This is a genomic window from Streptomyces sp. NPDC048664 (assembly GCF_040650555.1).
Classification (GTDB): Bacteria; Actinomycetota; Actinomycetes; order Streptomycetales; family Streptomycetaceae; genus Streptomyces.
Genome location: NZ_JBEZHK010000002.1, coordinates 359161 through 378488, shown reverse-complemented (window position 1 = coordinate 378488; position 19328 = coordinate 359161). Strand labels below are relative to the sequence as shown.

Here is a 19328-nt window from a genome sequence, read left to right as displayed (position 1 = left end):
GGGTCCGCCCCGCCGGTCCCGGTCAGCCCTGCTGGAAGAGCTCCGCGGGCAGCGGCTTGAGCAGGGCGTACAGATCGTCGGTGATGGGGCGGTCCCAGGCGGCGATGGTGACCAGGACGTTGTCGCTGCGGTCGAACTGGACGCAGGAGATCCGGCTCTCGGAGAGCTTGAGGCGGCGCACGATGAGCAGGTTGTCGCCCTGCATCACCGGGATGTCCTCGCTGCCGACGACGGTGATCTCCTCGTCGTTGCCGAGCGCGACCAGCAGCTGCGCCACCTCGAAGGGGATCTCGCCCTCCGGGACGTCGCGGGCGGGCGAGCCCTCCGGCAGATTGCCGATGATCATCGCGGGGCCGCGCCCGCCGAAGAGGTCGTAGCGCAGGAAGACGCCCTGGCAGGTGCCGTCCGGGGCGGGCAGCAGACCGGCGCCGAGGTTGCCCGGCCAGTCCTCCGGATCCATGGCCAGTACGTCGAAGTCGGGCCCGGCAGGGGTGGCGCTGCGGCGGCGGAGGAAGGACATGCCGCAATGGTACGTGTCCGGCGGGGCGGCGGGGCTCCGGCCCGTCCGCGGCCGGACCCGCCCGCCGGGAGCGGGTGGCCGCCGCGGGCGGGGCCGGCCGCTCCCGGTGGGCGGGTGATGTCTCAGGTGAGGTCGAACTCTCCTTCTCGTGCCCCCGACATGAAGGCACCCCACTCCGCGGGGGTGAAGATGAGGGAAGGGCTCTCGGGGCTGCCACCGTTGCGCATGGCGATGAAGCCCTCGACGAAGGCGATCTCGACGTCGCCGAGGCCTCGGCTGCTGGAGTGCCAGTCGGCGTTGCTCAGGTCGAGGTCCGGCTTGTCCCAGCCCTTGAGCGGCGGCTGCTGGATGGTGCTCTCGGCCACGTCCGTGCTCCTCCCGGTTCGTCGTCCGCGGCCAGCGTAGCGAGGGTCCCCCACGGCCGACAGGCCGTCGGGCGTGATGCCTTCAGGAGTCCGGCGGTCGGTCGCCGACCAGCCACATGGAGAAGAACTGCGAGCCGCCGCCGTAGGCGTGTCCGAGCACCCTGCGCGCCCCGTCCACCTGGTGTTCTCCGGCCTGTCCGCGTACCTGGAGTGCCGCCTCGGCGAAGCGGATCATGCCGGAGGCCCCGATGGGATTGGTGGAGAGGACCCCGCCCGACATGTTGACGGGGAGGTCTCCGTCCAGGGCGGTCGCGCCGGACTCGGTGAGCTTCCAGCCCTCGCCCTCCTCGGCGAAGCCGAGGTTCTCCAGCCACATCGGCTCGTACCAGGAGAAGGGCACGTACAGCTCCGCGGCGTCGATGTCCCGGCGCGGGTCGGTGATGCCGGCCTGCCGGTAGACGTCGGCGGCGCAGTCCCTGCCGGCCCGCGGCGACACGAAGTCCTTGCCGGCGAACAGGGTCGGTTCGCTGCGCATGGCGCCGCCGAGCATCCAGGCGGGCGGCCGGGGTGAACGCGCGGCGCCGGCGCGGCCGGTGAGCACCATGGCGCAGGCCCCGTCGGAGGACGGGCAGGTCTCCGAGTAGCGGATCGGGTCCCACAGCATGGGAGAGGACTGCACCTTCTCCAGGGTGATGTCGTGCTCGTGCAGATGCGCGTAGGGGTTCTTCAGGGCGTTGCGGCGGTCCTTGTGGGCGACCAGGGATCCGACCGTGTCGGGGGCGCCGCTGCGCCGCATGTAGGCGCGGACGTGGGGGGCGAAGAAGCCGCCCGCCCCGGCCAGCAGCGGCTGCTGGAAGGGGATGGGCAGGGACAGGCCCCACATCGCGTTCGACTCGGACTGCTTCTCGAAGGCGAGGGTGAGCACGGTGCCGTGGACGCGGGCGGCGACGAGGTTCGCGGCGACGAGTGCGGTGGACCCGCCCACGGAGCCCGCCGTGTGGACCCGGAGCATGGGCTTGCCCACCGCGCCCAGCGCGTCGGCGAGGTAGAGCTCGGGCATCATGACGCCCTCGAAGAAGTCGGGCGCCTTGCCGATGACCACCGCGTCGATGTCGGCCCAGGTCGCCTCGGCGTCGTGCAGCGCGCGCAGGGCGGCCTCCCGGACGAGGCCGGCGATCGACACGTCCTGGCGCGCCGCGACGTGCTTGGTCTGGCCGATGCCGACGACGGCCACGGGTTCCTTGCTCATCGCGCATCTCCTTCGAGTACGGCGACCAGGTTCTGCTGCAGGCACGGTCCGGAGGTGGCGTGGGCGAGCGCGCGGTCGGACCGGCCGCGGTGGATGCGGGCGGCGGCCTCGCCGATCCGGATCAGCCCGGTGGCCATGACCGGGTTCGCTGCCAGGGCTCCCCCGGACGGGTTGACGGTGACGTCGTCGCCGAGCCGCAGCGCCCTGCGCAGGATCACCTCCTGGGAGGTGAACGGGGCGTGCAGTTCGGCGGTGTCCACGGGGCGTTCGAAGGCGCCGGCCTTCTCGGCGGCCAGGCGCGCCGAGGGGCAGTCGGTCAGGTCGCGCACCCCGAGCGCGTGGGCCTCGATGCGGTGGTCGATGCCCCGGATCCAGGCGGGTCGGGCGCACAGCCGGCGGGCGCGCTCCCCCGCGGCGAGGACCACGGCGGCGGCGCCGTCGCCGATGGGCGGGCAGTCCCCGGTGCGCAACGGCTCCACGAGGTGGTCCCCGTGGGGGACGGGACCGCGCAGTTGGGCGTGCGGGTTGGTCTCGGCGGCGCTGCGGGCGCCGGCGGCGACCCGGGCGAGGGCGGGCTCGTCCGTCAGGCCCGCGTCGATGAGTGCCCGCGCCTGGAGCGCGGCGAGCGCCACGGAGTCCGGCCACAGGGGCGCCAGGTAGTAGGGGTCGAGCTGCCGGGTCAGCACGTCCCGGACGGAGCCGGGCGAGGACTTGCCGTAGGAGTAGACGAGGGCGGTGTCGGCCTCGCCGGTGAGCAGCTTCGTCCATGCCTCGTACAGCGCCCAGGCGCCGTCCATCTCGACGTGCGACTCGCAGATCGGCGGCCATGCGCCGACCCCGTCGAGCGCGAGGGTGAAGGAGAAGGCGCGGCCCGCGAGGTAGTCGCTGGAGCCGGAGCAGGTGAATCCGATGTCGGAGGTCCGCAACCCGGTCTGCTCCAGGACCTCGTGCAGGACCGGCATGAGGGTCTCGACCTCGGAGGTGTCGTCGGTGGAGCGCCGGTGGTCGGACTGGGCGAAGGCGACGACGGCGATCTCCCGCATCACAGCAGCTCCTTGTAGGTGTCGTAGTCGGCGTCGGGTTCGCCGGTGGGCCGGTAGTGGTCGGGGTGGCGGCCGTGCTCGGTCCAGACCGGTTCGACGCGCAGACCCATGCGCACCTGGTCGTAGGGGATGCCTCCGATCCGGGCGTGCAGGGCGAGGTCGGCGCCGTCCAGGGCGATGTGCGCGTAGACGTAGGGCACGTCGATGTCGAGGTTCCTGGCCTTGATGTTGACGATGCAGTAGGTGGTGACCGTGCCCCCGGGGCCGACCTCGACCTGTTCCTCGGTGGCCACGCCGCAGGTGGGGCAGGCTCCTCGCGGCGGGACGTACACCTTGCGGCAGGAGGGGCAGCGTTCGCCGACGATCCGCCGCTGGGACAGGGCGGCGATGTAGGCGGACTGGGCGCGGCCGGGCGCGTAGGTGTAGTCGAGCCGGGCCTGGGCGACGATCTGGGTCACCGGGTCGTCGAACGCGCCGTCGTGGGCGCCCGGTTCGGCGCCCTCGCCGTCGTAGGGCTCGAAGCAGGCGATGTCGGTGATGGCGCCCGCGCGCTCGGCGGCCCAGCGGATCCGCACGCGCATGCCGGTGTGCACGGCGTCGGGTCCGGGGGCGTCCAGGGCGTGCAGCAGGGCGGTGTCGGCTCCGTCGAGGCGGACCAGCACCCAGGCGAAGGGGGTGTCCAGTGGCTGGCCGCGGCGGGGGGTGTGGTTCCAGGCCCAGGTGGTGACCGTGCCGGTGGGTGCGACCTCGGTGAGGTCGCGTATCTCCTCGGCGGTGACCGGGTCGTACTCGACGGGCGGGACCAGGGTGCGGCCGTCCCCGGTGCGGACGCCGAGGACGACGCGCTCGCGCAGGCCGGTGAGGAAGGCGCTCTGGACGGGTCCGAGCGAGCGGGTGAAGGGGAACTCCACGACCAGGGGGGCTTTGAGGATCTCGGGCATCGGTGGCTCGCTCCTTCGGCGCGGGTCAGGCGCGCTTGTAGACGGGCGGGCGCTTCTCCGCGAAGGCGCGGGCGCCCTCCTTGGCGTCGTCGGTGTCGAAGACGGGCCAGCCGCGCGCCAGTTCGGCGGCGAGTCCGTCGCTCTCCGTCAGCTCCGCGCACGCGTAGACGGATGCCTTGACGGCCTCGACGGCGAGGGGCCCGCAGGCGTTGACGCGCTCGGCGATCTCCAGGGCCTTGTCGAGTGCGGTGCCGTCGGGGACGACCTGGCCGACGAGCCCGATGGCGGCCGCCTCGCGCGCGTCGTAGGGGCGTCCGGTGAGCAGCATCTCCAGGGCGTGGGTGCGCGGGATCTGCCGCGGGAGGCGGACCGTGGAGCCGCCGATGGGGAACAGGCCGCGTCTGACCTCGAACAGCCCGAAGGTCGCGGACTCGCCGGCGACGCGGATGTCCGTTCCCTGGAGGATCTCGGTGCCGCCCGCCACGCAGTACCCCTCGACGGCGGCGATCACCGGTTTGCGGGGGCGGTGGTGGCGCAGCATGGCCTTCCAGTGCAGGTCCGGGTCGGCGGTGAGCCGGTCGCGGTACTGCTGTCCTTCCATGCCCTGGCCGGCGAGGGCCTTGAGGTCCATGCCGGCGCAGAAGGAGCCGCCGGCCCCGGTGAGCACGATCGAGCGGATCGCGTCGTCGCGGTCGGCCTCGATCCAGCCGTCGTGGAGTCCCACCAGCATGGGCAGGGACAGTGCGTTCCTGGCCGCCGGCCGGTTGAGCGTGAGTACCAGTGTGGCGCCTTCGCGCTGCACGGTGAGGTGTTCGGTCCCAGCCATCGTTTCCTCCCGTCCGCGGAACGAGAACAGGTTGCAGGAGGCGTGCGGTCAGGACAAGGGTTTTTCTGACAGGTAGTCAGATTTCTTCGCCGCGGACCCTTCCCACTTACGTCCCCCTTTGCTCTGATGACCGGCGGGCCGGTGGACGCGGCTCTCCTCGCACAGCGCTGCCGAGGTCAGGAGGAGCGGTGGAGTACAACCTTGCCGACCTGTTCGAGTCGGTCGTGGACGTGGTGGGCGGACGCGAGGCGCTGGTGTACGTAGACCATCCCGGCACGGGTGCGCGGCGCCGCCTGACCTACACGGAGCTGGACGCGGCGGCCAATCGCATCGGGCACCACCTGCTCGACGCCGGCGTACGACCCGGGGAGCACGTCGGGCTGCACCTGTACAACGGGGTGGAGTACCTCCAGACCGTGCTGGGCTGCCTCAAGGCGCGACTGGTCCCGGTGAACGTCAACTACCGCTATGTAGAGGACGAGTTGGCCTATCTCTACCAGGACGCCGACCTCGCGGCGCTGGTCTTCGACGCCGAGTTCACCGACCGGGTGGCCGCGGTGGCGCCCCGCTCGCCCGAGCTGCGGCACCTGGTGCGGGTGGGGGTGCCCGACTCCGGGGCCCCGTCGCTCGCGGTCGCGGAGTTCGCGGACGCAGAGGCCGCCGCCTTCGCCGGCCGGGACTTCGGGCCGCGTTCGGGAGATGACCAGTTCATCATCTACACCGGTGGCACGACCGGTATGCCGAAGGGTGTGATGTGGCGTCAGGAGGATCTGTTCTTCGCCGGTCTCGGTGGCGGCGCGCCGACCGGTGAACCGGTGGGCAAGCCGGAGGAGCTGGCCGAGCGGGTCGCGGCCGGCGGCGAGGGCATCACCTTCTTCCCGGCGCCCCCGCTGATGCACGGCACGTCGACCCTGACCGCGTTCATCGGGTTCAACTTCGGTCAGCGGGTCGTGCTCCACCGCAAGTTCGTGCCCGAACAGGTGCTGCGGACCATCGAGGAGGAACGGGTCACCAGCGTCTCCCTGGTGGGCGACGCGATGCTGCGTCCGCTGCTCGACGCGCTGGAGGGCCCGCTGCGGGGGACGGACTGCTCGTCCCTGTTCAGCGTGTCGTCCTCGGGGGCCGTCCTGTCCCCGACCGTGCGCGCGCAGTTCCAGGCCCTGGTGCCGAACGCCGTGCTGCTCAACAACTTCGGCTCCTCGGAGTCGGGCTTCAACGGCACCGCGACCGCCGACTCCGGGCCCGCCAGGGGTTTCCGCCTCCAGGTCAACTCCCGTACCCAGGTCGTGGATCCGGCGACACTCGCGCCGGTCGCGATCGGTGAGGTGGGCCGCATCGCGCAGCGGGGGCACGTCCCCCTCGGCTACTACAACGACGCACGCAAGACCGAGGAGACCTTCTTCCGGCGGGACGGGGAGCGCTGGGTGCTGCTCGGCGACATGGCGACGGTGGACGAGGACGGCGTGGTCACGGTGCTCGGCCGGGGCTCGCAGTGCATCAACACCGGTGGGGAGAAGGTCTATCCGGAGGAGGTCGAGCAGGCGCTCAAGTCCCACCCGGACGTGTACGACGCCCTGGTCGCCGGCGTTCCGGACGCGAAGTGGGGCAACCACGTGGCGGCCGTGGTGCAGGTGCGCGAGGGCGCCGACCGCCCTTCCCTGGAGGAGATCCAGAGCCACTGCCGGACGCAGCTGGCCGGGTACAAGGTCCCGCGGCAGCTGGTGATCGCGGACGCCATCCGGCGCTCCCCCAGCGGCAAGGCCGACTACCGCTGGGCCCGGCAGGTGGCGGTGGCGGCGGACCGCTGAGCCGTCCGCCGCCCGGGGCGCCGGCGGGCGGCATACGACGGCCGGCGCCCCGCGCGCGGACGCGGGCGCACACGGGCTCGGACGGTTCAGGCGCCCGAGCCCGCCGCGCGCGGTACGTCAGCGGTAGTAGCCGGCGCTCTCGACGGGGCGGCCGGGCATCCCCCCGTGCGCCGCACCGGGCATCCCGCCCGGCATCTCATGGGTGCCCAGCCGCTCGAACCGCTCCTGGACGTTGGCCGCGAAGGCCTGCTGCTCGGCTCCCGGGTAGGCCTGCCCGCCGGCGTTCATGGCCACGGTGAGCACCCCGCTGATCGGCGCCCCCGGCGACGTGCGCACCGGCGTGCACAGGAAGTCGTACTCCTGCGGCACGGGAGAGTCGTAGGTGGTGATGGACACCCCCGGCAGGGTGGCGGCCTGGCCGGTGCGGAAGGCGTCGTCCATCGCGTTGAAGACGCCGATGGACTCCAGGCCGGGCAGGACCATGCGGCCCGGGCTGAACTGCGGGACCATGCCGAAGGCGGCGCCCTGCTTGCCGTTGGCGTAGCGCAGCAGGTGGTGGGGCCCCTCGGTGAGCATGATGGGGAAGGGCGCTCCGTCGAAGACGGCGAACAGCTCCTGCTGCTGGGCCAGCAGGCTGTCGCGCAGCTTGAAGTCGGACAGCAGGGTCTGGCTCAGCTCCTGCATGCCCTCACGCAGACCGCGGTCCCAGGCGCGGGGCTTGAAGTCCGCGACGCACACGGTGCCAAGGATCATGCCGGTGTTGTCGCGCAGCGGGGTGCCCAGATAGGAGCGCACACCCAGGTCGTTGACGAGGGCGTTGCCCTTGAAGCGCGGGTAGTCGAAGACGTCGTCCAGGGCCAGCTGGGATCCCTGCGCGACCACGTGCGGGCAGAAGCCGAAGTCACTGGGCGCCTCACGGGAGAGCTTGCTCAGGTCGAAGGGGACCCCGCCCGCGTCGGGGCTGACCGTGTCGTCGGGCGAGGCGGTGGGCACGTACATGCCGCGGAACATCTGCCGCTCGTCGTTGATGAAGTTGACCATGGCCAGCGGCGACTGGGTGAAGCTGGCCGCGAGCCGGGCGACGCGGTCGAAGGCGGCCTCCGCGTCGGGGGCGTTGAGGCCGAGCACCTGCAGTCGCAGTCTGCGTTGTTCGCCCGCGATCCGGTTCTGATCAGATGTGAGGGGATCCATGGGATCAGATGAAATCAGAACACGGGCTCCCCCGGATCGCCCCTCACGGCAAATTCCGTATCACTTGTCTCACATTCAACGCCCTCCCATGCCACGGGACTTGGCGTTTGCGCCCACTCGGAGGCTTTCCGTCCCGGCACCGCGCACGAAGGCCGAACCCCGAAGGCTGTCCAAATATTTTCAGGTTTCAACATCTCGCGATCACTTCCCGCCAATCTTGAGGCAGCAATCGAGCGGAAACGATGCGGCGTACGACAATCGTGCGGCGGGCTGGTTTCCAGGGGCAACGCGTTCGAACCGACACGACCTACCGATGTTCGAATTTTCGTTCGAGCATAGAGGGGCGAAGAGGTGGAACGCTCGATGCCGATGAGGCTCGCGCGTCATGGGTTTGTACGAGGCACCCGCGAGAGAGGGCACAGCGCAGTGGGGCGAGCAGGGGGCGACCTTCGGGCCGCCTGCCGTGAACGACGGCTGCCGGGCCGCGTCGGCCGGGGAGCCGTGCGCGCGTTCACGCCAAGATCCACGCCGCAGGCAACCCGACGCCCCTGCACGGACGAAGGAGCACCGATCGGCCGAGGAGAATCTCCTGGCTGACGGATGGGATCGGCCGGCCCCCGGGCCGGACTCCCGAGGGAACCACCTTCTTCCGCCCGGTACGGGGGCCTGGCGGCAGAGTGGCGTCGCGGACGCAAAGACCTCGTCCCCGATGCCACCACCGCGGTAACTGCGTGCTGCCACGTCGGCACGCACAGCATCATGCTGCAAGGTCAACTGCGCCATCCCGTACGGACAGTGGCGAAGCATCGAAGGAGTACGTCATGAACAGGTCGGACGTGGACGCCCGGTCGGTGGCGGTGATCGGCATGGCCTGCCGGCTCCCCGGGGCGTCGAGCACCGATGAACTGTGGAGCCTGCTGGAGAAGGGCGTCGACGCGACGGGCGAGGCTCCTGCCGAGCGGACGGACGCCCTCCACCGCCTGGGGGCGACCGGCACGGCGGGACCCCGCGCCGGCTACGTGGACCGGATAGCCGACTTCGACGCCGAGTTCTTCGGGATGTCCGCCACGGAGGCGGCCGAACTCGACCCTCAGCAGCGACTGTTGATGATGGCGGCCTGGGAGGCGCTGGAGGACGCGGGGCTGCGGCCCGACCTGCTCGCGGGCAGCCGCACCGGCGTGTTCGTCGGCAACACCCGCGCGGACTACCTGGAACTGGCCCTGCGCAAAGGGTCCGACGGCGCCACCGCCGCGCAGTTGAACAACTTCCGCTCCCTGCTTCCGGCCCGCATCTCCCACACCTTCGACCTCCGCGGCCCCAGCGTTGTCGTGGACACGGCATGTTCGTCGTCCCTCGCCGCCGTGCACCAGGCCGTGCAGTCGCTGCGCGTCCAGGAGAGCCCCCTGGCCCTGGCCGCCGGCGTGAACCTCGTGCTCCGCCCCGACGAAGGCCTGATCATGACGCGGGCGGGCGCCATGGCGGCCGACGGGCGCAGCAAGTTCGGCGACGCCGGCGCCGACGGCCACGCGCCCGGCGACGCCGTGGCGGTCGTGGTGCTCAAGCGCCTTCGGGACGCGCTGGCGGACGGCGACCGCATCCGCGCGGTGATCCAGGGCAGCGCCGTGGGCAACGACGGACGCACCAGCGACTCGGTGCTCAACCCCTCCCTCCAGGGCCAGATCGAGGTACTCCGCTGGGCCTACGAGGACGCCGGCGTCGATCCCGCGGACGTCGACTACGTCGAGGCCCACGGCTCCGGATCGCCCACCCTCGACCCCCTGGAACTGGCCGCGCTGGGCCGGGTCCTCGGCGAAGGCCGGCCTGCGGACCGCCCGTTGCTCGTCGGCTCGGTGAAGACGAACATCGGCCACGCGGAGGGCGCCAGCGGACTGGCCGGACTGCTCAAGGCGGTGCTCTGCCTCGAACACGGCCGGATTCCCGCCAGCCTGCACCTGAACCGGCCCAACCCCCAGGTGCCCTGGGACGAGTTGCCGCTCACGGTGCCGGGCCGGCTCACCGCTCTCCCGGACCTGGACCGGCCGGCCGTGGCCGGGATCTCCGGGCAGGGCTCCTCCGCGATCAACGCGCACGTGGTGCTCCGCGCCGCCGGCCCCGCCGACGCGCCCGCCGCCCACACCCGCAGCCGTGCGCCGCACCTCCTGACCCTGTCCGCGCGCACCCCCGCCGCGCTCGACGCGCTGGCCCGCTCCTACACCGAGTACCTCTCCCCCGGCGGCGCCGGCACCGCGCACCCGGTGCGCGACATCTGCTTCAGCGCGGCCACCCGCCGGCAGCACCACGCCCACCGCCTCGCGGTGACCGGGGCGAGCCACAAGGAACTCGTGGCGGCGCTCACCGGGTCGCCCGAGCCGGCCCGCCGGAGCCTGGAGGCCGTGGCCGAGCGCTACCGCCGGGGCGAGGACGTCGACTGGACCACGGTGTTCCGGACACCCGGCCGGTTCGTGCCGCTGCCCTCCTACCCCTGGCAGACCCGGCGGTACTGGACCGGCGAGCGGGTGAGCACCGAACGCGACCTGGCGACCTGGGTGCTGCGCGAGCACGCCCGCACCTCCTTCATGGACACCTCCACCCTCACCGACATCGGCATCGACTCCCTGGCGAAGCTGCGGATCCTGGTCGAGCTGACCAAGCGCTCCGGTCACGAGATCGACCCGGAGGAGTTCGGCCGGCTGCGCACCGTGGCCGAACTACGCAGCTGGACGCGCGACCTCGAGGCGGCGGCCCGATGAGCGCACCGCAGACGGCGTACGCCTGGTTCGCCCGCTCCGCCGACCTGTACGGCGAGGACGCCGTGGCCCTGGAGGTGGGCGGCGAGCAGCTCACCTACGCCGGGCTGCGCGACCTGGCGGAGCGGATCGCCACCCGCCTGGTCGCGGCCTCGGGCGGCGAACCGCCGCGCCGGGTAGGCCTGCTGGCGGGCCGTTCGGTGACCGCGTACGCCGGCTACCTCGCGGCCCTGCGCACAGGGGCGGCCGTCGTGCCGCTCAACCCCGACCATCCGCCGGCGCGCACGGCGGACATCGTGCGCGGCGCCGAGGTGGAGGTCGTCCTGGCCGACGCCGCGGGGGCGGGCGCCGACCCCGGAGTGCCCCTGCTCGTGCTGGGCCCCGAGGAAGTGGCCGACCTGAGGAACGGGCCCTGCCCAGCACCGGCGCCGACGGCGACCGGCGGGGACGACATCGCGTACATCATCTTCACCTCCGGGTCCACGGGGGCCCCGAAGGGCGTACCGGTGCTCCACCGCAACCTGTGCGCCTATCTGGAGCAGGTAGCCGGGCGGTACGACATCGTGCCGGGCAGCCGGCTCTCCGGGGCCTTCGAGCTGACCTTCGACGGCTCGGTGCACGATCTGTTCGTCGCCTGGGCGGGCGGCGGCACCCTCGTGGTGCCGCAGCGGAGCCAGTTGCTCTCCCCGGTGAGGACGATCAACAGCCTGGGGCTCACCCACTGGTTCTCGGTGCCCTCGCTGATCTCCTTCGCCGCCCGCCTCGGCACCCTGCGGCCGGGCAGCATGCCCACCCTGCGGTACAGCGTCTTCGGTGGCGAGCCCCTCACCCTGGACGCCGCCCGCCAGTGGCGGGCGGCCGCCCCCGACAGCCGGCTGGAGGTTCTCTACGGCCCCACCGAACTCACCATCTCCTGCACGGCGTACCGGTTTCCCGACGACCCCGCCGACTGGCCCGACACCCCCAACGGAACCGCCCCCATCGGCACCGGGCACCCGGCCGCCGACCTCCTGGTGCTCGACGAGGACGGCCGCCCGGCCGACAGCGGCGAACTGTGCGCGCGCGGACCCCTGCGCTTCCCGGGCTACCTCGATCCCGCGAACGACACGGGGCGCTTCCTCGCCCCGGACGGGCAGCCGCGCGGCGAGGAGCCGCTGACCGACCGCCACTGGTACCGCACCGGGGACCGGGTCGCCCTGCGCGAGGGGCAGCTGGTCCACCTCGGGCGCACCGACCACCAGGTGAAGGTCCGCGGGCACCGGATCGAACTCGGCGAGATCGAGGCGCTGTTGCGTCGGCAGCCCGGCGTACGGGAGGCGATCGTCCTCGCGGTGCCCGGCGAGGACGGCGAACCGGAGCTGGCGGCCGCGGCCGCGGGCACCGGGAGCACCCGCGAGGAGCTGTACGCGGCACTGAGCCGGAGCCTGCCTCCGTACATGCTGCCCCGCCGCATCACCCTGCTCGGACAGCTGCCGCTGAACCCCAACGGCAAGATCGACCGGCATGCCCTGCTCGACGTGTTCACGCGCTCCGGCTGAACCGGAAGCGCCCCGGCACAGCACAGCACCACTCCCCTCCCCGACGTCAGTTGTGAGGCCATCCCCATGTTCGACGCCATCGTGGTCGGCGCGCGCTGCGCCGGTGCGCCCACCGCCCTGCTGCTGGCCCGGGCGGGGTACCGGGTGCTCCTGCTCGACAGGGCGCCCATCGGCACGGACACCCTCTCCACCCATCTCATCCACCAGCCCGGGGTGGCCGCGCTCGCGCGCTGGGGGCTGCTGGACGCGGTGCGCGCCTCGGGCTGCCCGCCGTTGGACCAGGTGACCTACGAGGTCGCCGACGTGCGCCTGCACGGGTGCGCGCGGGGTGTCGAGGGGCAGCGCGCCGCGTTCGCCCCCCGGCGGCACGTCCTCGACTCCCTGCTGATGTCCGCCGCGGCCGCCGCGGGTGCGGAGGTGCGCGACCGCTGCCGGGTGACCGGGCTGCTGCGCGACGCCCACGGCCGCGTCGTCGGCGTGGAGGGGACGCACGACGGACGCGCCTTCAGCGAGCGCGCACGGCTGGTGATCGGCGCCGACGGCATGCGCTCGACCGTCGCCCGGCTGGCGCAGGCGCCGTTCACCGTCCGCAACCCGCGTCTGACCTGCGCCTACTACACCTACTGGGAGGGGGTGGCGGCGTCCCTGGAGCTGTACGAGAGACCGGGCAGCTGGGTGGCGGCCGTGGCGACCCATGACGACGCGACCCTGGTCCTCGCCTACTTCCCGCAGTCCCTCTTCCCTCAGGTCCGCACCGACGCGCAGCATGCCTACCGGGAGCAGATCCGGATCACCGCGCCCACCCTGCACGAGCGCCTGGGCCGCGCGAGGCCGGTCGAGCGGCTGCGCGGCACCGGCGACCAGCAGAACTTCTTCCGCCGTGCGACCGGGCCGGGTTGGGTCCTGGTGGGCGACGCGGGACACCACAAGGACTCCATCACCGCGCGCGGTATCAGTGACGCGTTCCTCCAGGTGGAGAGCCTGGTGCGGCACATCGACGGCCCTCTCGGCGCCGGCCGGGCCGAACTGGACGCGGCCCTGGGGAAGTTCGCCGAGGAGCGGGACGCCACCCTGCACCCCGGATACGAGTCCACCCTCGGCGTGGCCCATCTGGCCGCCCACGAGCAACGGCTCTCGCTCCTGCGCGCCGTCGGATCGGACCCGGAACTGACGTCGATCTACTTCGACATGGTGGCCGGCATCGAGACGGCCAAGGCCCTCTACACGCCCAGGCTGCTCGCCCTGCTCTGAATTCCCTCTACACCCGAGGGCGACCCGACGTCAGTCGAATCGAACGACTTTAAACCAACTCCTTTATGAAGACCGGCAGTTGCTGTATGGAGATGCAGACGCTCGGCCATGATCCTGATACGGTGCAGCCTGATCGCCGACTTCGACGACGGTGAGTCAAGTCGCCACACCGGGCGCGATCGGCACTTTCACCATTCCCCACCGAGCCAGTGTTCCGCTGCCGTACGAGGATTCAGATGCCAGGCAACCGCGACCGGCGGACACGTCACCGGTCCGCTCCGCGCAGATCGCTCCGCACCTCGTTCGTCCTGCCCTTCGTCGTCCCCGCGGTCTGCCTCACCGGACTGTGGGGGTACACGGCGACCGGTCTGGTGGACGAGCACATCCACTCGCAGGCCGAGGCGGACCGCGACACCTCCCTCGCCGGACCGGCGCAGGCGCTCGTGACCGCGCTGCAGAGCGAGCGCCGGCTGACCGCCGTCTGGCAGACGGGCCACGGCGGCGCGGCCCGTGCGGACCTCGCCGCCGCCCGCACGAAGACCGACGCCGCGATGGCGGCCTACCGCGCCGCCCCGGGTGCGGACACCCCTGCCGTGCGGCGCGGGGCGAAGGCGCTCGACGGATCGCTCACCGCCCTCGGCGGCCGCCGCGACACCATCGACAAGCGCCGCCTGTCGGCGCCCGACACCTTCCGGTACTTCACGGACGCCGTCGCCCAGGGGATATCGCTGGTCGGCGTGGCCGTACGCGGCGACGACGGCTCCCTCTCCCAGGGCGGCTCGGCGACGGTCTCCCTGATGCGGATCACGGAGACGCTCTCCCGTCAGGACGCCCTGCTGTCCGGCGCCCTGCCCTCCCGCGGCATGTCCGCCACGAGCCGGGCCCAGTTCGCCCAGTACCTGGCACTGCAGCGCGAGTTCGGCGCGGCCCTGGCCGCGGGTGACCTGCCGCGCGGTACCGCCGCCCGCTACGCCCGGATCACCGACGGCGGCCCGTGGGCGACCCTGGGGTCCGTGGGCGACGCGGTGGCCGCGAACCGGAGCGAGGCGCTGCCCGCGCAGGCCTCGTCGTGGACGCAGGCGGCCGACGGCGTACTCGGCGACCTCCAGGCGCTGAACGCGGACGCCGTCCAGGGGCTCGCGGACGACGCCTCGGACCGGGCCGACGACCTGCTCCTCGGCATGCTCCTGGGCACTGCGGCCACGTTGGCCGCGCTGGTCGGCGGCGCGGTGCTGGCACTGCGGTCCCGGCGCGCCACCCGGGCCCGGGTCTCCGACCTGCACACCCACACCGAGGAACTGGCCCGCACCCTGCCGCAGTTGCTCGCCCGGATGAACCGCGGGGAGCGGATCGAGCCGACGGCGACCGCCGCGCGGGGCGGTCAGGGCGAGGACGACCTGGAGCGCCTGGCCGGTGCCATCGACCAGTTGGGCCGGGTCGCCGCGGCCAGCGCGGTGCACCAGTCCCAGGGCCGCGAGGGCACGGAGAAGATCTTCGCGCAGCTGATCCGGCGCACCCAGATCCTGATCCACCGCCTGATCTCGCTCCTGGACGACCTGGAGCGCAAGCACGAGGACTCCGACCTGCTGAAGGACATCTTCAAGGTCGACCACCTCGCCACCCGTGTGCGCCGCCACGCGGAGAACCTGGTGATCCTCAGCAGCTCCCCGCCCAGCCGGCGGATGACCGCGGCGGTGTCGATCACCGATGTGATGCGCAGCGCGGTGGCGGAGACCGAGCAGTACACCCGGGTGAAGGTGAAGAACCTGCCCGCGGACCGGCGGGTGGCCCTCGCGGGTCGGGCCGTCGCGGACGTCACGCATCTGCTCGCCGAGCTGATCGAGAACGGCACGAGCTTCTCACCGCCCGACACCCAGGTGTTCGTGAGCGCGACCAAGGTGGCCAAGGGCCTGGTCATCCATGTCGAGGACCACGGGCTGGGCATCCAGCCGGACACGATGGCCTACGCCAACGACCTGCTCGCCCATCCGCCCCGGCTGAACATGACGTCCCTGGGCGAGGACCCGCGGCTCGGCCACTTCGTGGTGGCCCGGCTCGCCGACCGGCACCAGATCAAGGTGGAACTGCGCGAGTCGGTCTACGGCGGCACGCTCGCCGTGGTGCTGCTTCCCTCGGCCCTGCTGGAGGAGCACCGGTCGCCGGTCCTGGACCACCTCAAGACGGCGGTCGCGGCGGCCGGTCTCGCCGTGGACGAGGGGGCGCGGCAGGCCGCCGCCCTGGGCACGCAGGACGGCGCTCTCGCGGGTGTGGCGGCCGCCTCGGCGGGCGACGCGTCCGGCACGCTCACCCACTCCCGCACCCCGGACCACAGCGGATTCCCCGAGTACGGAGGTGCCGGCCTGTTGCCGCCCGCGTCGGAACACCCCGTACCGCCCGAGCAGCCGGAGCAGCCGGACCGGTGGGAACCGGCCGCGCGGGCCCAGGAGGCGCCGGCTTCCCGACCGCGGAGCGCCGCGCGCCCGCAGGCTCCCGGCGCCGCGGGCGGACACCCGGGGTCCTGGGGCGGTCACGCCGGGCCGGGGCCCTCCCGCACCCGCGGCGCGGGCCTCGGCGCGCCCGGGTCCGGGTCCGCGTCCGGGTCCGCGGAGCGGGAGGTGTCCGAGCCCGGTGCGGACGGTCCGCTGACGACCCCCCAGGTCCTGCCGCAGCGGACCCGTGGAGCCAGCCTCGCGCAGCAGCTGCGCAGGGAGGCGGAGCAGGCACAAGGCCGGCCCGAGGGTGAGGCGGACAACGGCGTCATCTCCCCGGACGCGTCGGCACGCGCGATGATCGCCATTCAGCAGGGGCTGAAGCGGGCCCGGATGTCCGAGACGGACGAGCCGGCGGCGGGCACGGACGCCTGGCCGTCGGATTCCGGGGACTCCGGCGCCCACCGACTGTGAGGAAACGTTACGTGATGACTGAGCAGGTACATTCCGGTCCGCAGCTGGACTGGCTCCTCGACGGCATGGTGGACCGGATTCCCGAGATCCGCTGCGCCATCGTGCTGTCCGGGGACGGGCTCCTCATCGGCAAGTCGAAGGACCTGCGCCGGGACGACGCCGAGCACCTGTCCGCGGTGGGTTCGGGCATGCACAGCCTGGCCCGGGGCGCCGCCCGTCACTTCCACGGCGGCGAGGTCCAGCAGACGGTGATCCAGATGGACAGGGCGTTCCTGTTCGTGACGGCCGCGGGCCGGGGTGCGCGGCTGGCCGCGATCGCCTCGGAGGAGGTGGACGTCGGGATGATGGCCTTCGAGATGGGTACGCTCGTCAAGCAGGTCGGCCAGTACATGAGTGCCGCCCCGCGCGTGCCCAGCCACTCCGGCGGTCCTATCCAGGATGCGTGACCCGAGATGGCTCGACGGCGCGCAGGCCGGGCGGCACTTACGTCCGTATGCCATCACGGGCGGGCGTACCCGCCACAGTCAGCACACCTTCACGCTGATCACGCTGGTCGTCTCGCGGTCCTTACAGCAGTTCGACGACGAGCAGCTCGAGCCGGAGTCGACCCAGATCCTGGAACTCTGCCGGGATCGCGCGGTGGCGCTCGCGGAGATCGCCGCCCATCTGGACCTGCCGGTGAGCGTGGTGAAGATCCTGTGCGGGGATCTGCTCAACGCCTCGCTCATCCTCGTCCAGTCGCCGCCCGGGAAGGACGAGCGACCGACGGTGGAACTCATCGAAAGGGTGATGGATGGTATCCGTCGGCTCTGAGCCGATCATGCCGACCGCGCTGAAGATCCTCATCGCGGGCGGCTTCGGCGTCGGCAAGACCACGATGGTGGGGTCGGTGAGCGAGGTGGCCCCGTTGGAGACCGAGGAACGCATGACCGAGGCGAGTCTCGGCGTGGACGACCTGTCCGGTGTGGAGGGCAAGGGGTCCACGACGGTCGCGATGGACTTCGGCCGGATCACCATCGCCCCGGAACTGGTCCTGTACCTGTTCGGCACGCCGGGCCAGGAGCGGTTCTGGTTCATGTGGGACGACCTGGCGACGGGCGCCCTGGCGGCCGTGGTCCTCGCGGACACCCGCCGGCTGGACGCCTCGTTCGCCTCGATCGACTTCTTCGAGGCACGGGAGATCCCCTTCGCGGTGGGGGTCAACTGCTTCGACGGGCGCCGGGACTGCACGGCCGAGCAGGTGCGGGACGCCCTGGACCTCGACGGCTCGACGCCGGTCCTGCTGTGCGACGTGCGCGAGCGCGGCTCCAGCAAGGCGGTGCTGCTGGCGGTCCTCGAGGCGGCACGGGCCCAGGCGGCCGCCCGTCTGACGCCGCTGGCCGGTAACTGAGCCCCGGCACGGCCAGGCCCGGTCGGAAAAGTCGCGGACACCCCCTTGCCTGGGAGCCGGTGAGCTGGATTACTGATCCCATTGGTTCCGACCGAATGATCGGTCGGAACGGATCGGTGTGATCGGCGAGGGAGACGCCCGCATGGCGGACGCGCACGACCTGCTCGACGCGGGCGAACGGCTCGACACGGAAGCGCTGCGGGCCCTGCAGCTGGAGCGGCTGTGGGCCTCGCTCCGGCACGCCTACACGCGGGTGCCGTTCTACAGGGAGTCGTTCGACAAGGCCGGGGTCCGGCCGGAGGACTGCCGCACGCTCGCCGACCTCGCCCGCTTCCCCTTCACGGTGAAGGCGGACCTGCGGGACAACTACCCGTACGGGATGTTCGCCGTCCCCCGCGAGCGGATCCGGCGGATCCACGCCTCCAGTGGCACCACCGGGCAACCGACGGTCGTCGGGTACACGGAGGCGGACCTGTCCATGTGGTCGGACATGGTCGCGCGCTCGATCCGCGCGGCGGGCGGCCGCCCCGGCGACACGGTCCATGTGGCCTACGGCTACGGCCTGTTCACCGGCGGCCTCGGCGCGCACTACGGCGCAGAACGCCTCGGCTGCACGGTGGTCCCCGCCTCCGGTGGGATGACGGCGCGCCAGGTGCGGCTCATCCAGGACCTGAGGCCGGACGTCATCATGGTGACGCCCTCCTACATGCTGACGCTGCTCGACGAGTTCGAGCGCCAGGGCGTCGACCCGCGCGGCACGTCCCTGCGGACCGGGATCTTCGGCGCCGAGCCGTGGACGCAGGAGATGCGGCGGGAGATCGAGGAGCGGTTCGCGATCGACGCGGTGGACATCTACGGCCTCTCGGAGGTCATCGGCCCGGGGGTGGCGCAGGAGTGCGTGGAGACCAAGGACGGGCTGCACGTGTGGGAGGACCACTTCTATCCCGAGGTGGTCGACCCGATCACCGGCGAGGTGCTGCCGGACGGTGCGCGGGGTGAGCTGGTCTTCACCTCGCTCACCAAGGAGGCCATGCCGGTGATCCGCTACCGGACCCGGGACCTGTCCCGGCTGCTGCCGGGCACGGCACGCGCCTTCCGCCGGATGGAGAAGATCACGGGGCGCAGCGACGACATGGTGATCGTGCGCGGGGTGAACCTCTTCCCCACGCAGATCGAGGAGATCGTGCTGCGCACCCCGGGTGTGGCACCGCATTTCCAGCTCCGGCTCACCCGCGAGGGGCGTCTCGACGTCCTGACGGTGCGGGCCGAGGCGCGCTCCGGGGCCACGCCCGAGCAGCGGGAGGCGGCGAGGGCCGCGATCACGGCGGCCGTGAAGGACGGGATCGGTGTCCTCGCCGAGGTGGAGATCGTGGAACCGGAGTCCCTGGAACGCTCGGTGGGCAAGATCCGCAGAATCGCGGACCTGAGAGACCTGCCCCCGCACTAGCCCCGCAGCACACGCGGAATCCCACACCCCAACGTCCAGGGCCGCGAGCCTTCAGGGGCGCGGGGAACTGCGCCCACACACAACGGCACCCGACCACCCGACTCCGGCC

General features: G+C 72.2%; 16 protein-coding genes. 9 read left to right on the top strand and 7 right to left on the bottom strand.

All coding sequences use genetic code 11. From position 1 onward, the window contains the following. Positions 1-22: 22 nt before the first annotated feature. The 6 genes from AB0C59_RS03620 to AB0C59_RS03595 form a co-directional block, all read right to left on the bottom strand. Positions 23-520 carry a hypothetical protein gene (locus AB0C59_RS03620; protein ID WP_363000585.1) on the bottom strand — a complete coding sequence of 166 codons (498 nt, stop codon included), beginning with the start codon at positions 518-520 and terminating at the stop codon, positions 23-25. Positions 521-642: 122 nt separating this feature from the next. Further along, a complete protein-coding gene (locus AB0C59_RS03615) occupies positions 643-885 on the bottom strand; it encodes a DUF397 domain-containing protein (protein ID WP_363000583.1) in 243 nt (80 codons plus the stop codon). 82 nt (positions 886-967) lie between these two features. After that, positions 968-2134 carry a thiolase domain-containing protein gene (locus tag AB0C59_RS03610; RefSeq protein WP_363000581.1) on the bottom strand — a complete coding sequence of 389 codons (1167 nt, stop codon included), beginning with the start codon at positions 2132-2134 and terminating at the stop codon, positions 968-970. Then, complete coding sequence (locus tag AB0C59_RS03605; RefSeq protein ID WP_363000580.1) at positions 2131-3177, bottom strand: thiolase domain-containing protein; 1047 nt, start codon at positions 3175-3177, stop codon at positions 2131-2133. Before AB0C59_RS03605 ends, AB0C59_RS03610 begins: the two co-directional genes overlap by 4 nt. Then, a complete protein-coding gene (locus AB0C59_RS03600) occupies positions 3177-4118 on the bottom strand; it encodes an OB-fold domain-containing protein (protein WP_363000578.1) in 942 nt (313 codons plus the stop codon). The genes AB0C59_RS03605 and AB0C59_RS03600 overlap by 1 nt, the downstream gene beginning before the upstream one ends. 25 nt (positions 4119-4143) lie before the next feature. Then, positions 4144-4944, bottom strand: a complete 801-nt coding sequence (locus AB0C59_RS03595; protein ID WP_363000576.1) for a crotonase/enoyl-CoA hydratase family protein — start codon at positions 4942-4944, stop codon at positions 4144-4146. A 188-nt stretch (positions 4945-5132) separates the two neighbouring features. Here AB0C59_RS03595 and AB0C59_RS03590 point away from each other — a divergent pair, with 188 nt between their 5' ends. Further along, on the top strand, positions 5133-6752 hold the full coding sequence (locus tag AB0C59_RS03590) for an acyl-CoA synthetase (RefSeq protein ID WP_363000575.1): 1620 nt from the start codon (positions 5133-5135) through the stop codon (positions 6750-6752). Positions 6753-6869: 117 nt separating this feature from the next. Here the strand turns inward: AB0C59_RS03590 and AB0C59_RS03585 are convergent, their stop codons facing one another. Next, complete coding sequence (locus AB0C59_RS03585) at positions 6870-7943, bottom strand: GAF domain-containing protein (protein WP_363000573.1); 1074 nt, start codon at positions 7941-7943, stop codon at positions 6870-6872. Between the two features lie 821 nt (positions 7944-8764). Between AB0C59_RS03585 and AB0C59_RS03580 the strand changes: the two genes are divergently transcribed. The 8 genes from AB0C59_RS03580 (at position 8765) to paaK (ending at position 19219) form a co-directional block, all read left to right on the top strand. Then, a complete protein-coding gene (locus AB0C59_RS03580) occupies positions 8765-10693 on the top strand; it encodes a beta-ketoacyl synthase N-terminal-like domain-containing protein (protein ID WP_363000571.1) in 1929 nt (642 codons plus the stop codon). Next, positions 10690-12228, top strand: coding sequence for an amino acid adenylation domain-containing protein (locus tag AB0C59_RS03575; protein ID WP_363000569.1), 1539 nt, complete (start codon positions 10690-10692; stop codon positions 12226-12228). Before AB0C59_RS03580 ends, AB0C59_RS03575 begins: the two co-directional genes overlap by 4 nt. A gap of 66 nt (positions 12229-12294) precedes the next feature. Continuing rightward, positions 12295-13479: an FAD-dependent monooxygenase gene (locus tag AB0C59_RS03570; protein WP_363000567.1), complete on the top strand. Its 1185-nt coding sequence runs from the start codon at positions 12295-12297 to the stop codon at positions 13477-13479. A 236-nt stretch (positions 13480-13715) separates the two neighbouring features. Continuing rightward, positions 13716-16382 (top strand): nitrate- and nitrite sensing domain-containing protein, encoded by a 2667-nt coding sequence (locus AB0C59_RS03565; RefSeq protein WP_363000565.1) that lies wholly within the window; start codon positions 13716-13718, stop codon positions 16380-16382. Between the two features lie 14 nt (positions 16383-16396). Further along, positions 16397-16828 (top strand): roadblock/LC7 domain-containing protein, encoded by a 432-nt coding sequence (locus AB0C59_RS03560; RefSeq protein WP_363000563.1) that lies wholly within the window; start codon positions 16397-16399, stop codon positions 16826-16828. Then, positions 16821-17195, top strand: coding sequence for a DUF742 domain-containing protein (locus AB0C59_RS03555; protein WP_363000561.1), 375 nt, complete (start codon positions 16821-16823; stop codon positions 17193-17195). The genes AB0C59_RS03560 and AB0C59_RS03555 overlap by 8 nt, the downstream gene beginning before the upstream one ends. Then, on the top strand, positions 17176-17772 hold the full coding sequence (locus AB0C59_RS03550) for an ATP/GTP-binding protein (protein WP_363000559.1): 597 nt from the start codon (positions 17176-17178) through the stop codon (positions 17770-17772). The genes AB0C59_RS03555 and AB0C59_RS03550 overlap by 20 nt, the downstream gene beginning before the upstream one ends. Positions 17773-17914: 142 nt before the next feature. Beyond that, entirely contained in the window at positions 17915-19219 is a 1305-nt protein-coding gene (gene paaK / locus AB0C59_RS03545) for a phenylacetate--CoA ligase PaaK (protein WP_363000557.1), read from the top strand. Positions 19220-19328 lie beyond the last annotated feature (109 nt).